The 13,425-nt window shown below is 70.7% G+C and carries 13 protein-coding genes; 5 read left to right on the top strand and 8 right to left on the bottom strand.

Features of this window, described 5'->3' with window-relative positions; all coding sequences use genetic code 11:
• Positions 1-27 precede the first annotated feature (27 nt).
• The 6 genes from CIB93_RS19445 to CIB93_RS19470 form a co-directional block, all read right to left on the bottom strand.
• Positions 28-1,290: an aspartate aminotransferase family protein gene (locus CIB93_RS19445; protein WP_096628405.1), complete on the bottom strand. Its 1,263-nt coding sequence runs from the start codon at positions 1,288-1,290 to the stop codon at positions 28-30.
• The gene (locus CIB93_RS19450) at positions 1,287-2,501 is read right to left on the bottom strand and encodes an acetyl-CoA carboxylase biotin carboxylase subunit family protein (RefSeq protein WP_179500169.1); all 1,215 of its coding nucleotides are present in this window, start codon (positions 2,499-2,501) and stop codon (positions 1,287-1,289) included. The genes CIB93_RS19445 and CIB93_RS19450 overlap by 4 nt, the downstream gene beginning before the upstream one ends.
• A complete protein-coding gene (locus tag CIB93_RS19455; RefSeq protein WP_218839789.1) occupies positions 2,498-3,994 on the bottom strand; it encodes an MATE family efflux transporter in 1,497 nt (498 codons plus the stop codon). Before CIB93_RS19455 ends, CIB93_RS19450 begins: the two co-directional genes overlap by 4 nt.
• Positions 3,991-4,242 carry a hypothetical protein gene (locus CIB93_RS19460; RefSeq protein WP_096628407.1) on the bottom strand — a complete coding sequence of 84 codons (252 nt, stop codon included), beginning with the start codon at positions 4,240-4,242 and terminating at the stop codon, positions 3,991-3,993. Before CIB93_RS19460 ends, CIB93_RS19455 begins: the two co-directional genes overlap by 4 nt.
• A 69-nt stretch (positions 4,243-4,311) precedes the next feature.
• Entirely contained in the window at positions 4,312-5,406 is a 1,095-nt protein-coding gene (locus CIB93_RS19465) for a hypothetical protein (protein ID WP_143660066.1), read from the bottom strand.
• A 20-nt stretch (positions 5,407-5,426) separates the two neighbouring features.
• Positions 5,427-6,197 carry a 2OG-Fe dioxygenase family protein gene (locus CIB93_RS19470; protein WP_096628410.1) on the bottom strand — a complete coding sequence of 257 codons (771 nt, stop codon included), beginning with the start codon at positions 6,195-6,197 and terminating at the stop codon, positions 5,427-5,429.
• 432 nt (positions 6,198-6,629) lie between these two features.
• On the opposite strand from CIB93_RS19470, the gene CIB93_RS19475 reads away from it, so the two are divergent.
• From CIB93_RS19475 to CIB93_RS19490, 4 genes are read left to right on the top strand one after another with little or no spacing between them, the layout of a single operon-like run.
• Entirely contained in the window at positions 6,630-6,875 is a 246-nt protein-coding gene (locus tag CIB93_RS19475; protein ID WP_096628412.1) for an acyl carrier protein, read from the top strand.
• Between the two features lie 43 nt (positions 6,876-6,918).
• Complete coding sequence (locus CIB93_RS19480) at positions 6,919-7,767, top strand: hypothetical protein (RefSeq protein ID WP_096628414.1); 849 nt, start codon at positions 6,919-6,921, stop codon at positions 7,765-7,767.
• Positions 7,760-8,965 carry a beta-ketoacyl synthase gene (locus CIB93_RS19485; RefSeq protein WP_143660067.1) on the top strand — a complete coding sequence of 402 codons (1,206 nt, stop codon included), beginning with the start codon at positions 7,760-7,762 and terminating at the stop codon, positions 8,963-8,965. The genes CIB93_RS19480 and CIB93_RS19485 overlap by 8 nt, the downstream gene beginning before the upstream one ends.
• Positions 8,962-9,807, top strand: a complete 846-nt coding sequence (locus CIB93_RS19490) for an enoyl-CoA hydratase/isomerase family protein (protein WP_218839790.1) — start codon at positions 8,962-8,964, stop codon at positions 9,805-9,807. Before CIB93_RS19485 ends, CIB93_RS19490 begins: the two co-directional genes overlap by 4 nt.
• A gap of 72 nt (positions 9,808-9,879) precedes the next feature.
• Here CIB93_RS19490 and CIB93_RS19495 read toward each other — a convergent pair whose 3' ends face one another.
• Together CIB93_RS19495 and CIB93_RS19500 are read right to left on the bottom strand one after the other, a co-directional pair.
• Positions 9,880-10,953 (bottom strand): glycoside hydrolase family 6 protein, encoded by a 1,074-nt coding sequence (locus CIB93_RS19495; RefSeq protein ID WP_096628417.1) that lies wholly within the window; start codon positions 10,951-10,953, stop codon positions 9,880-9,882.
• Positions 10,954-11,058: 105 nt separating this feature from the next.
• Positions 11,059-12,042 carry a DUF5937 family protein gene (locus CIB93_RS19500; protein ID WP_096628418.1) on the bottom strand — a complete coding sequence of 328 codons (984 nt, stop codon included), beginning with the start codon at positions 12,040-12,042 and terminating at the stop codon, positions 11,059-11,061.
• A gap of 84 nt (positions 12,043-12,126) precedes the next feature.
• Between CIB93_RS19500 and CIB93_RS19505 the strand changes: the two genes are divergently transcribed.
• Complete coding sequence (locus CIB93_RS19505) at positions 12,127-13,419, top strand: MFS transporter (protein WP_096628420.1); 1,293 nt, start codon at positions 12,127-12,129, stop codon at positions 13,417-13,419.
• Positions 13,420-13,425: the final 6 nt, after the last annotated feature.

Genomic DNA, 13,425 nt, shown 5'->3' on the forward strand with positions numbered 1-13,425 from the left:
CCCGGGCTCCACCCGGAAGACGACCGCTTACGCCTGCGGTCCCGCCGCGAGGATCGTGCCGATCCGGGCGGCGAAGTCCTCCAGGTCCTCGTCGGTCGTGACCGCGCTGACGTACATCGGCTCCTCGATGTCCGGAGCCAGGTGGTATCCGGCCTCGCGCATTCCGGCGTACAGGGTGATGAACGGCTCCTGTTCCTGGCGGGCGACGTCCTGCTTGCGGCGGATCGGCGTGCCGTGGGGAACGAAGATCAATGCGAAGATCGAACCGGTCCGGACGAAGCTGAAGTCCAGGCCGTTTGCCACGCGGTGGCGCTCGACGGCCGCTTCGAGCAGCGCGCCCTTGCGCTCCAGTTCCTCGTAGAAGCCCGGCCGGGCGAGCTCCGCCAGGGTCGCCAGGCCGGCGGCCATGGTCAGCGGGTTGCCCGCGAGGGTGCCGCCCTGGAGTACGCGCTCCTCGTCCAGCAGCCGCATGATGTCGGCGCGACCGCCGAAGGCGCCCACGGGGGTGCCACCGCCGATGATCTTGCCGAAGGCGGTGAGGTCGGGGGAGACGCCCAGCAGGTTGCTCGCGGGGCCGTAGGTCAGTCGGAAACCGGTGATCACCTCGTCGAAGATGAGCACCGCGCCCTCACGGGTGCAGATGTCGCGCAGTTCCTGGAGGAAGCCCGGCTCCGGCAGCACGAGCGACATGTTGCAGGCGATGGGTTCGATGACGACGGCCGCGATCTCGCCCGGGTTCTCGGCGAAGAGCCGGCGCACGCCCTCCGCGTCGTTGTAGTCCGCGAAGAGGTTGGAACGCATGGCGACCGGGTCGAGACCGGCGTCGCGCATCTTCGCCTCGCCCTTGTTCTGGACCAGGTCGAAGTGGCCGTGATACCCGCCGTTGAACCGCATGATGCGGGTACGGCCGGTGTACGCGCGGGCCAGGCGCAGCGTGGACATGACCGCCTCGGTGCCGCTGCACACGAAGCGGAGCTGGTCGAGGTGGTCGGCGGTCGCGGTGATGCGCTCGGCGAGCTCGATCTCCTGCGGGCAGTACGTTCCGAAGAGCGTGCCGTTCGCGGCCTGGTCGGCGATGGCCTTGCTGACGGTCTCCGGCGCGTGGCCGAGGATCAGCGGGCCGAAGCCGCACATGAAGTCCACGTAGCGGTTGCCGTCGACGTCGTACAGGTACGGGCCGCGGGCCTCGGCCACGACCAGCGGCTCGGCCTTGACGTTGCGGCAGGCCCGCAGCGGGGAGCTGGTCCCCATGGGGATGACCGTCTGGGCGCGCTTGATCTCGGGCCTCATGACTGCTTTTCCTTTTCGGTTTCGATGGTGCACTCGCTGATCAGGACGGCCAGGAGGGCCTCGGCCTCTTCGCGGGTGTCGCGGGCGAAGTAGGCGGTCAGGACGGTCTCGAAGTTGAGCGGCGGGGCGAGGACGAAATCGCCGTCCTGCTTGTGGAGGTGGACGGTGGTGACGTCGTTCTTCTCGCACACCTCGACGGCCCGCGCGGTGTCACGCAGGAAACCGCTGTCCTCGATGGGGGCGTCGAACTCCAACGCCACCCGGTGGTGCGTGGGCTCGGGCGCGATCGGCCCGCGGCCCAGCTGGTGCAGGAGCGCGTAGGCGTCAAGACCGGTGCAGATGCGCAGCTGCTGGAAGGTGGTGGTGCCACCGCCGCAGAGGCGGGGGGCCAGTTCGAGGATGCGCAGGTTGCCCTGGCCGTCGAAGCGGAACTCGGCGTGGAAGGGCGAGTTGTCCAGGCCCACGGCGGGCACGATGCTCTCCAGCATCGCCTGGAAGTCCACGCCGAGTTCGGGGTCGAAGGGCTCGGTGAGATAGGCGACCTCGTGGAAGAGCGGGCCGACCAGGGGCGGCAGCTTGCGGTGCACCTGGAGCGCGAGCACTCGGCCCTCGCTCACCATGCCGTCCACGGCGTACTCGTTGCCGTCGAGGTACTCCTCGGCGAGCATCGTGGACTGGCCCGCGCTCTGGCGCAGCAGTGTGCAGACCCGCTTGGTCTGCACGAAGGCCTTGGCGAACTCGGCGGGGGTGTCCACCTTGACCACGCCGGCGCTGTAGAAGCCGTTCGAGGGCTTGAGCACGATCGGGAAGGAGAGCCCGGCCGCCCCGACGACCTCCAGGGCCGCGGGCGCCTTCAGCGACGGGTCGAGTTCGACGTGCCGGGTGATGTGGTCGCGGACCGCCGGGTGCGCCTTGAACCGGGTCTTGTCGGACAGGCACAGCAGGGCGTCGATGCTGCGCGCGGTCAGACCGAGCTCGGCGCGCAGCAGGTCCAGCTGGATCTGGTAGCTGTCGTGGAAGGAGATGACCTCGTCGACGGTGTCGAGGTCCACCGAGCTGCGGGCGCTGTCCGCTACGGTGCGCTGCCAGTTCTCCCGGTCGTCCGCGTCGAGGGCGGGCGGGGCGAAGAACTGCACGGTGTGGCCGTGCTCGTCGGCGTAGTGGAGGTAGTCACGGCAGTTCTCGCGCTGCCCGAGGATCAGTACGTTCACGGACCAGTCTGACTTTCTGTTCGTGGGATGTTGGAGCCGTCGGTGCACGCCGGCTGAGAGGTCTCGGCGTCTTCCGCCGGCGGACCGGCCTCGACGAGGAGGTTCTCCCGATTGGCCACTGCCTTGCGGATGCGCCAGAGGCAGACGACCGCCATCACGGCCTCGAAGAACGAGAAGATCAGCCAGATCACGGGCAGGAGGTCCGCTTCGCCCCGATGCGTCAGGACGACCGTCGCGATGGTGGGGACGCAGAGGCACCACATGAGGACGATCCGCGTCAGGAAGCCGAAACGGGAGAGGCCGAAGCACTCCAGCACGGCGGAGCCGACCATGGAGAACATGAAGGCGGCGGAGTACGTCCACAGCACCCGTGAGGTGTTCACCGCGCTCTCGACCGTCTCCGGTCCGGCCTCGTTCAGGCCGAACGGCGACAGGAGCAGGGTCGGCGTGACGATCTGGAAGAACGCGACCACGGCCACGTACACACCACAGACGAGCAGGGTGCTCCGCATGATCCGCGGGACGCTCGTGTACAGCCCGGCGCCGATCGCGTTGCCGCACAGGATGTTGCAACCCAGCCCGAGGCCGATCAGCGGGATGACCGCCGCGTAGTTCAGGGACAGGGCCACGTTGTTGGCCGAGAGGGCCAGGAGACCGAGGACGCCGGCGAGCCAGACGAACGCCGTCTGCCCCAGCTCCTCCAGACCCATCGAGCCGCCCGCCGGCGCTCCACGGCGCAGCCGCAGCCACAGCTCGTGGATCAGGGAGCGCGCGCCCTGGCCGAGCAGCGCGGTGAGCCGGGCGGCGTAGCCCTTGGGGAGGCCGACGCAGTAGCCCACGAACATCACGACGACGGCGCTGAGCGTGCCGAGCGCCGATCCTCGCATGCCCATCTCGGGCAGTCCCAGGCGGCCGAAGACGAGACCGTAGGTCATCACCAGGCCGACGGCCTGGCCGATGAGGCCCACCGTCATCGGCACGCGGGTGCGGCCGATGCCGTTGAAGTAGGAGGACAGGGCCATGTTGAGCGTCATGACCGAGCCGAAGAGCGTGGACAGGCCCAAGTACTGGGCCTCCAGCTCCTGGACTGCCTCCGGCTGGCCGCTGAGCGCCGGGATGCTCGTGATCAGCGGGGTCGACGCCAGCAGCAGCACGCACAGCACGAGCGCCAGGGCGATGCCCCGGGCGCCCTCGTCCATGGTGCCGCGGTCGTCCTTGCGCCCGTTGGCCTGGGCCACGTAGGAGCGGGTGATCCCCACTGTGCCCGTCGCGAGCATGATCAGCGTGGTGGCGGTGAAGACCGCCGGCCCCGAGGCCTGGAGCGTTTCCTCGGAGTAGCGGGCCAGGCAGATGCGGTCGACCAGCATCAGGACGAGATTGCCCACCATGCCGAACATCAACGGCACCGAGACGCGCACGACCTCGCGCATGACCGACCCGTCGAAGAGGCGGTCGCGGGGCACCGGGCGGCCGAGCCGTCGCGGTGCTCTCACAGCTCGACGCCGGAATCCACGAGCAGTTCGCGGACGCTCTTCACCAGCGCTTCCCGGTCCGTCAGGTCGAAGGGCAGCACGTCGCCGACGTCGAGCATGACGTCCAGGCGCTCCTCCAGCCCGACCAGGAAGCGCATCTGGTCGAGCGAACTGACGACGATCTCGGACGGCGCCGAGTCGGCCGGGACGTCCCGCGCCGTCGCGAGCTGCTCCAGGAGCTCGGAAACCACGCCTGCGATATCTTCCATGGAACTCATTCCTCAGTGGTGTGGCGGACCGGGGGTCCGTCCCCCGGGGAGGGGCAGACCCCGCGGGGCTCAGCTCGTGGCCGCCGGGAGCAGACCATAGGACTTCAGGGCGTAGGCGAGGCGGTCCAGACCGATGCCCGCGCAGCAGGTGGCGTCCACGCCGAGGTCACGCAGACCGAACGAGTCGGCGAAGACCTCGCCGTGCAGGTTCACGCTGGCCACCGACAGCTCGCCGTCGGCCAGCGGGATGCGGACCTCGCACTTGCTGCCGTTGAGCAGCTGGGCGTCCCGGGTGATCGAGGGGTCGTTGCCGAAGAAGGCGTCCGAGGCGCTGACTATCCGGTGCGGGACGTCGAGCGAGGCGAAGAAGCCGGTGAACGACTCCAGGAGCCGCTCGTACGTCTCCTGGACCTGCTCCGTGCCGCCCAGCCGCACCAGCTCGAACATCGTGAACTCGGCAAGGCGGGTGGCCCCGTGGTTGTGCGACTCGTTGCGGAAGACGGGCCCCTCGATGCCGAACAGGCCGCCGTCCTCACCGCCGTGACGGTCGATCAGCGTGCGGGCGTTGGCGTACACGTGGTAGCACGTGACCGGGTTGAGCACCATCTCCGACGGGACGTAGTACGAGGACAGGGCCTCGGTCTGCCCTGGTCGGAGCTGAGAGACGGACACCCCGTCCCAGTAGTCCGGGCGGATCCGGCCCACGGAGTTCACCAGGTTCGGGAACTTCTGGTAGTAGCCCGCGCGCACCAGGACATCACGGGGGATCTGCGCCGATCCCGTCAGCTGCGGGGCGTCGAACCTGGCGGCGACGCCCTCCCGGACGAGGGTCCGGGTGTGCTCCATGGCCGCGCGCCACTCGGGCCCGTGCAGGTAGGTGCCGGCGGCCACCGGTATCCGGTCGTCGGCCGGCAGTCCACAGGAACGCTCCGTCGTCGGGGTGTGCTCCGCGTAGACGTTGACAGCGACCTCGCGGTGGCCGCGCAGGAAGTGCCGGACCGTTTCGCCCAGTTCCTGCTCGCTCAAACCCGCTCCGGCGGGGACCGTGACGTCGATGCCGGAGCCCGGGAACGTCACCTCGGCGCTGCCGTAGTAGAACGTGAGGGCCTTGCGGAGCTCGTTGGCGGCTTCCGCGCCGACCGTACGGGCGTGGTGATAGCCCACGCTGTTCACAGTGCTGCCCCTCAGATGCGGTGCCGCATGGGCACCCAGTCGGCGAGGAGGATGGCCCGCTCGCCCGGACGCGGTTCGCTGCCCTTGCGGATGGGCGCCACGTAGTGGCTGACCAGGTCGTCCGTGATGGCGTACGAGTCCAGCGGCTTCTGCAGCTGGAACTCGGAGAGGATGTCGTGCGACGGGACGTCCTGCGGCTGCTTGCCGCGGTGGGGCGGCGTGGCGATGACGTTGTGTCCGCCCTCGGCGTTGTCGCGGTAGATCATGTGGCAGAAGACGTAGGGCTCGCCGTCCTGGTGCAGCTCGTTGGGCGAGGAGACGGCCTCCTTCTCGTCGTCGTCGATGTGCAGCTTGATGAGGTGCACCCCCACGTAGAGCGGCCAGACGGAGTCGTCCTCGCTCCAGCGGGTCTGCTCGAAGTCGAACTGGATCATGTCCAGGACGAGCGGGTTGTCGAGGACCTCGTCGCCGATGGCCGGCAGGTTCCGCACCACGCCCACGTACTCGGGGTTGTTGTCACCCTGGTAGTAGCCGTTCATGCCCTCGCGGGCCTGGCTTTCCGTCGCGGGCATCCAGAAGAATTCCTTTGACCAGGGAAGGAAAACTCCGCGGGCGTAGCGGCGGTGCCGTCCGGACCCCGGAGCGTAGGGGTCGAGCGGAAGATCGCCGTAAGCGGAACGTAGTGCCTTGTAATTCTCATCCTCCGCGGTGATGCCGAAGTGATCTGCGAGATCCCAACGGTCATACCCGTTTTTCGAGAGTTCGGAAGGCGTAATTGACATACCCGTTTCCCCCAGTGAGCCGTCGTATTCCTCGGGTGACCCTAGGTCACGTCCGAGCGTCCGCCAATGTGTGGATGATCACACTGCGGGATCGTCGGCGGCTGTGATCGGGTAGACTCGAACAGCCCGCTGGCCAGGGCAAGTGCCGTACAGCGAACCTCGGATACCGCAAGTCGTACACCTGAGTCGACAGCTTGGTCGCCCACTGTGACGGCGCGGCGCGAGGGTCTGGGGGGTTCCGTCTCGCGAATCCGCAGCCTCCCTCGTATTCAACGGGACCACTTTCCACTTCCGTATTGACATGTGCTTGCTGCGGGAATTAGCGTCCGACCTCGTGTGGGGCGGCCGGACGGAATTACGAATTCTGCTCGACTGTCCGGTGCGCGACTTTTTGCACCGATAAAACGTACTCACTGATCCGGGGGAAGTGGAATGTCGGAAGCAATCGATAACAAGATCGCGGCGATTCTCAAGCAGGTGGCCGAACTGCCGGACTCCTTCGAGGTCAAGGCCGAGCAGGACCTGAAGGCCGACCTGGAGATCGACTCCCTGAAGCTCATCGACGTCGTCGTCCTCGTCGAGGCCGAACTCGACATCGAGATCGGCGACGAGTTCGCCGGCCAGATCGTCACCGTCGCCGACCTCCAGCGGCAGGTCGACAGCCTGGTCGCCGGCTGACGCCCCAGGACCTCGGCTCTCACCCAGTCCCACGGAGGATCGTGTGTTCGAGTTCAACCTGAACCAGGTGGCGCTGTGCGCGCCGGACGGCGTGACGGAGACGGGCGAGCCCGACGGACTGCCGGAGGACCTGTACGACGTCATCGGCTCCACCGGCGACCAGTTCCGCGACTGGTTCACCCGGCTGTGCCTCTACTTGGTGCGCACCTGCGGGGAACTCCCCGAAGGCCGCACCGACGAGACGGTCGTGATCGGCACGGAGTACGGGAACACCGCGGCCCTCGCCCGGCTCCAGCGCGACGCCGCCGCCAAGGGACGGCTGCTCTCCGCGCAGTACTTCCCCAACGCGACGTCCAGCTCGGCCGCGGCCTTCGTCAACCTCACCATCGGGGCGACGGGCCGCAACATGACGCTCAACGGGGGACTGCTCACCCCCGTCACCGCCATGTGGCAGGCGCTTTCGGCGCTGGACCGCGACCGCTCCGGCATCAGCAGACTCCTCGTCGGTGACGTCTACTCGCCCGAGGGACTCCAGGACGCCGAGCACGACACCCCCGGCCTCGCCTGCGACTCGGGAGTGGCCCACGCGACCCTGGCCAAGGGCCGGGACTTCAAGGCCGAGTTCGACTTCTCCGCGCCCGCGTCCGATGAGGTCGGGACACCGGTCGGTGCGCACATCCGAGTGATCGGGGTGGGCGGCGCGGCGACGGAGGCGACTGCGGCGGCGACGTCGTACGGGCGCAACGGAGCTTTCGTCACGGCCGACTTCCTTCGAGCGGCCGACGCGCTGCGGCCCGCCGAGAGCGCCGTACTCACGTGCCTGAGCCCCCTCGGGCGCCGGGCCACCGTCACCGTCACCCGGCAGAAGGGCACCACCCGTGGGCATGGCTAGCAGTTCGACGCCGGAGCCGACCCGAGTCTTCGTGACCGGACTCGGCATGATCTCGCCCGCCGGTGCGGGTGTGGCCCCGTTCTGGGACGACCTCTGCGCGGGACGGCAGCGCTTCGAGGAACTGCCGCCCCTGTACCCGGGCATGAAGACCGGCATCCTGGGCGGCCGGGTCCCCCGGTCCGCGTACGAGGAGGCCCTCGCCCGGGCGGGGGCCGAGACGCGGGCCACCCCGCGCGCCGCCTCGGTCTTCGCCGAGTACGCCGCATTGGAGGCCCTCCAGGACGCCGGCCTGCACCCCGGGGACGCCGCACTGCGCGACGCCGTGGTCTGCGTCGGCAGCAGCGACGGCCAGGCCGACGCGCTGGAAGACCTCGTCGCGGGGCGCCGCGACGTGAAGGAGACCGGCGGCTTCTCCAGCTACTCCATCTCTGAGGGAGTCGCCCGCGCCGTGGGCTCCCGCGGCCAGGTGTTCACCGCCCAGAGCACCTGCGCCTCCGCCAACGTAGCCCTGTCGTGCGCCCTGGAACTCCTGCGCTCCGGCGCGGCCGACACCGCGATCGTCGGCGGCTGCGACCCGTACTCCGAGAAGAACATCATCGGGTTCACCACCCTCCAGGCCATCGGACCGGCGCCCTGCCGGCCCTTCGCCGGGAACCGTCGCTTCGTCACGCCCTCCGAGGGTGCCGGCGTACTCGTCCTGCAGACCGAACGGGCGCTGCGCCCCGGCACCAGGCCGTACGCCGAGGTACTCGCCACGGCGGTCAGCAACGACGCCGGTCACCCCACCGCGCCCGACCGCGACGGCGTGGCCGCCTGCCACCGCCGGGCACTGGACGAGGCAGGGCTCGGTCCCGAGGACATCGACGTGATCTTCGCGCACGGGACCGGCAGCCGCGCCAACGACGCCATCGAGGGCGGGATCTTCGCCGAGCACTACCCGAAGGCCGCCGTCACCGCCATCAAGGGGACGATCGGACACCTGATGGGCGGGGCGGGCGCCGCCGGCTCGGTCGCCGCCTGCCTCACCCTGCGGCACCGTCTGGTCCCGCCCACCCCGATCGAGGCCTCCGAGGTGGAACTCGACATCAACCTCGTCACCGGAACACCGCGCGCCCTGCCCGAGCTCCGGCACGTCCAGAGCAACGCCTTCGGCTTCGGCGGCAACAACGCCATCGCCATCTTCCGGAGCGCCGAGTGAGCGCCGCTCCCACCCCCGGGACGGCGGACACCTCTCCGGGGCTGCCCGCCGTCCCGCAGGACGCGTTCTTCCCGCTGCGCCTGACGTACGACGGCCCGCTCGCCGTGCTCACCATGGACAGCCCGCCGGCGAACACCTTCGACGCGGCGATGTGGCGGGGCTGGGCGCAGGCGATGCGATGGCTGACGGAGCATCCGCCGCGCGCCCTGCTCGTGCGGGCCGACGGACGCATCGTCAGCGCGGGCGTCGACGTCCAGGTCTTCGCGGACCTGGACCCGGACACCGCCGAGGAGTTCTGGCACGGTCAACTGCGCATCACCCAGGCCCTGGAGAAGCTGCCGTGTCCCACGGTGTTCGCAGCGCACTCCCTGACCCTGACAGCCGCCTTCGAACTCGCCCTGGCGTGCGACCTGATCGTGGCCACCGCCTCCGCGAGGTTCGGCCTCGTCGAGCGCAAGGTCGGCTTCACCCCGTCCATGGGCGGCACCCAGCGCCTGGCCGAACGCGCCGGTCCCGGTCGGGCCCGGGAACTCGTCATGACCGGCGACCTGTACCGCGGCGCCACCCTGGCGGACTGGGGCGTGGTGAACGCGCTGTTCAAGCCGGCCACCTTCCACGCTGACGCGCACGCGTACGCCCTGCGGCTGGCCAACGGCCCCACCGTGGCCCACAGCGCGACGAAGCAGGTCGTCCGCGCCTACCTCGACGGCGGTGTCGAGGCCGCGGACGGCCTTCTGCCCGCGGTGGCGGGCCGGGTCGCGCGTTCCTCGGACCACGCCCGCGCGGTCGCCGCCTTCCTCGCCGACGGCCCGGAACACGCCACGACCTACGCGGGGGAGTGACGCATGCGGTCGCCTACCGCCCCCGCCGCCGACTGCCGGTCGGTCTGAGCGCGGAGGCGTCCGCCCCGTGTCTCAGGAGGCGGCGCGCCTGGCCAGACCGAGCGCGTACTCCGGCCACCAGTCGCCGGCCGGCGGTCCGCCCCGGCAGGTGCCGTCGGACTCGCCCGGCCGCTTGATCCACAGGTAGGCGTCGAGCCGGTCGTCGCCGGTGTCGGTGGTCGGCGGAGTGCCGAGCCCCCGGCCGGGCGGGTTGCACCAGGCCTCGGCGCGGCCCCCGGGCAGGGGGCCGTTGCCGTTGCGGCTGGTGTCGATCACGTAGTGCGCGCCGCCGACGGAGTCGGAGAGCAGCCGGGCGTACTTCTTGACGCGCCCGTTGGACTGGAAGTTGGAGACGTTCAGCGAGAAGCCGTCGGCGCGCTCGATCCCCGCCTGCTGGAGCGGCACGGCGATCTTGGACGGTTCCTCGATCCAGTCCGGGTTGCCCGCGTCCAGGTAGACCTTGGTGTTCGGCTGCGCCTTGAGTGTGTCCACCGCCTCGGAGAGCAGCTGGTAGCGCTCGGCGTGGTGCTGGGGCGGGGTGCAGCCGTCCGCGATGTGGGGGAGGGCGTCCGGCTCCAGGATCACGGTCGCCGGGGCGTCCCCGACGGCGGCGGCGAACTCCCCGATCCAGGCCCGGTAGGCGTCCGCGTCCTGCGCGCCGCCCGCGGAGTAGAGCCCGCAGTCCCGGTGCGGGATGTTGTACGCGACGAGCAGGATCGTCTTCCTGGTGCGGGAGGCCGCTTTCGCGGCGGCCCGGATCTGCGGGGCCGGGTCGTCCCACGCGGGCCAGTCGGCCACCGGCCGCCCGGAGATCCGCCGCAGGAGCTTCGCGTCCGCCTCGCGCCCCTCTTTCTCCCAGGTGCGGACCTGGCGGGCGGCGTCGCTGTTCGGGTCGACCCAGTACGGGGACGCGGCGCTCGGCGCGGGCTCGCCCCGGACGAGCTCGTTCGCCTCCTCGGCGGTGCGGGTGACGCGCGGCTCCGGTGTGGCACAGCCCGCGGTGAGGGCGGTCGCCAGGGCGAGGGCGGTCACGACGGGGAAAGTACGGAGAAGCGTGCGCGGGAGGGCGCGGGGGAAGGCACGGGGGACGACTCTGCGGCCGGACATCCAGACCCCTCGGACGGCGGTGGCTCACGGCAGGGAAACGTGAGTAATCGTGACATAACGGTCACCGAGAGTGGCGGTGCGACACCATCCGCAACAGGGCGCCGCTCAGGTGGAGGCCGCCAGTGTGATCCCCAGCGGTGTGCGCTCGTACAGCACTTGGTGCCCGTAGCGCCGCGAGGTCAGCAGCCCCGCCCCGCGCAGCACCGACAGATGCGCCGATACGGAGGAGGGGGCGAGGCCGAGCCGGTGGGCCAGAGTGCTCGTGCCCGCCGGTTCGTCCAGCGCGCACAGCACGTCCGCCCTGGCCCGGCCCAGCAGCCGGGCCAGGGTCTGCGGGGTCCGCTCGCCGGCCTCGCTCCACAGCCCGCCGATCCCGCGCGCCGGGTAGACCACCGCGGGCTGCCACGGCTCCTCGAAGCCGCCCACCACGTCCGGCCAGACGAACACGCTCGGCATCAGCACCAGCCCCTGCCCGCCGAGCACCCGTTCGTGGTCGCCCCGCGTCCCGGTCACGGTCAGCGTGGAGCCGCGCCACCCCAGCTGCGGGCTCACCTCGCCCAGCAGTCGTTCGAAGCCGCTCTCCGCGAGCCGCCGGGAGTGGTAGGCGATGTCGGCCTCCAGCAGCGCCCGCAGCCGCGGCCAGTGCGGGGCGATCAGCACCTGCCAGGCCCGCTCCAGCAGATCGGCCAGCTGCTGTACGGCCCCGGCGGGGTCGTCCAGCATCCGCCGACCGGCCGCCGACTCCTGAAGGCCGGGCCGCTCCGCGAGAGCCGACGCCAGATCGGCTCGCGCCACCTCGGGATCGACCGCCCGCACGCCCGCGATCTCCTCCTCGAAGGTGGCCAGCGGGCCCAGCGGGGGTGGGCAGAGGAAGTCCGGGTTGTGGCCGCCCTCCGGCATGATCAGCCACAGCGGTCCGAGGTCCAGGTCCGAGGCGGCCGCGCGGATCTCCCGGAGCCAGGGCAGGTGGTAGCCGTGCCGTTGTGGGCGGGCCAGGGTGCGCACGGCCTCCTGCGTCTCCCAGAGCGGGGAGAGCGCGAACCGGCAGCGCAGCAGGTCACGCTCGCCGAAGTGCAGCTGGAACGGCACGCTTCCCCTCCCGTGACCGGCCGCGAAGATTCGTCCCCGGCCGAAAGTCTACGGCGGCGGGCCGCCCGGCCCCAGGCTCTCCCCATGTCCCTGGTGTCCTCCTCCGCCCCGCCCGCAGACTCCACCCCGCCCGCCGGCTACCGGGCCGTGTTCGCCGTCCCGGAGTTCCGCGCCGTCTTCGCCGCCCACCTGCTCTCCCTCCTCGGTGTCGTCGTCAGCGAACTCGCCCTCACCGTGCTCGTCTACGAGCTCACCGGCTCCCCGCTGCTCAGCGCCCTGACGTTCGCGCTGGGCCTGCTCCCGTACGTGATCGGCGGGACCCTGTTCGCCGGGGTCGCCGACCGCTACCCGGCCCGCCGGGTCCTGGTCGTCTGTGATCTGGTCTGCGCGGCCTGCGTCGCCGTGATGCTGGTGCCCGCCACCCCGGTCGCCGGACTCCTCGCCCTGCGCTGCCTGGTCGCCGCCGTCGCGCCCGTCTTCACCGGGACCCGGATGGCCGCCCTCACTGACATCCTGGGCGAGGGCGACCTCTACGTACTCGGCCGTTCCCTCCTGCGGATCGTCTCGCAGAGCGCGATGCTCATCGGCTTCGGCGCGGGCGGCGTGCTGCTCACCGTGCTCTCCCCGCGCGGTGCGATCACCGTCACCGTGGTCACCTTCCTCTGCTCGGCCGCCCTGCTCCGCTTCGGCACCCGCGACCGCCCCGCCCGGACCGGCGACGGCGGTGGCACCCTGCTCAGGGAGTCGCTGGCCGGGGCCCGCCTGGTGCTGGGCGACCGCCGCGTCCGGGCGCTGCTGCTGCTGTTCTGGCTGCCCGCGATGTTCGTGGTGGCCCCGGAGGCGCTCGCCGCCCCGTACGCCGACGCGATCGGGGCTTCGCCCGCCGCCATGGGGCTGCTGCTCTGCGCGATGGCCCTCGGGCACATCGCGGCCGAGCTGTTCGTCGGGTCCGCGCTCGGCCCCCGCACCCGCTCCCGGATTGTGCTGCCGGTCGCCGCCCTCGGTCTGCTGCCGCTCCTCGTGTACGCGGTCCGCCCCGGGCTGCCGCTCGCGCTCGCCGCCCTGGCGCTGGCCGGAATGGGCGCGGCCTACGTCATCGGACTCGACCAGTGGTTCGTGGACGCCGTCCCGCAGGAGCTGCGCGGCCGGGCCATGACGCTGCTCACCGCCGGGCTGATGACCGTCCAGGGCCTCGGGATGGCGCTGGCGGGGCTCGCGGCGGAGTTCTTCCCCGTGCACCAGGTGGTCGCGGCATCCGGAGCCGTCGGTACCGTCTGCACGCTCCTCCTCGTGGCCGAGGTCCGCAGGACAGCTCCCGCACGTATGTCCGATACCGATGGGCGAGACGGGGCTGACCGCCATATGACCAGTCGGTAAGGTCGG

It is taken from the genome of Streptomyces sp. WZ.A104, from assembly GCF_002382885.1.
Classification (GTDB): Bacteria; Actinomycetota; Actinomycetes; order Streptomycetales; family Streptomycetaceae; genus Streptomyces.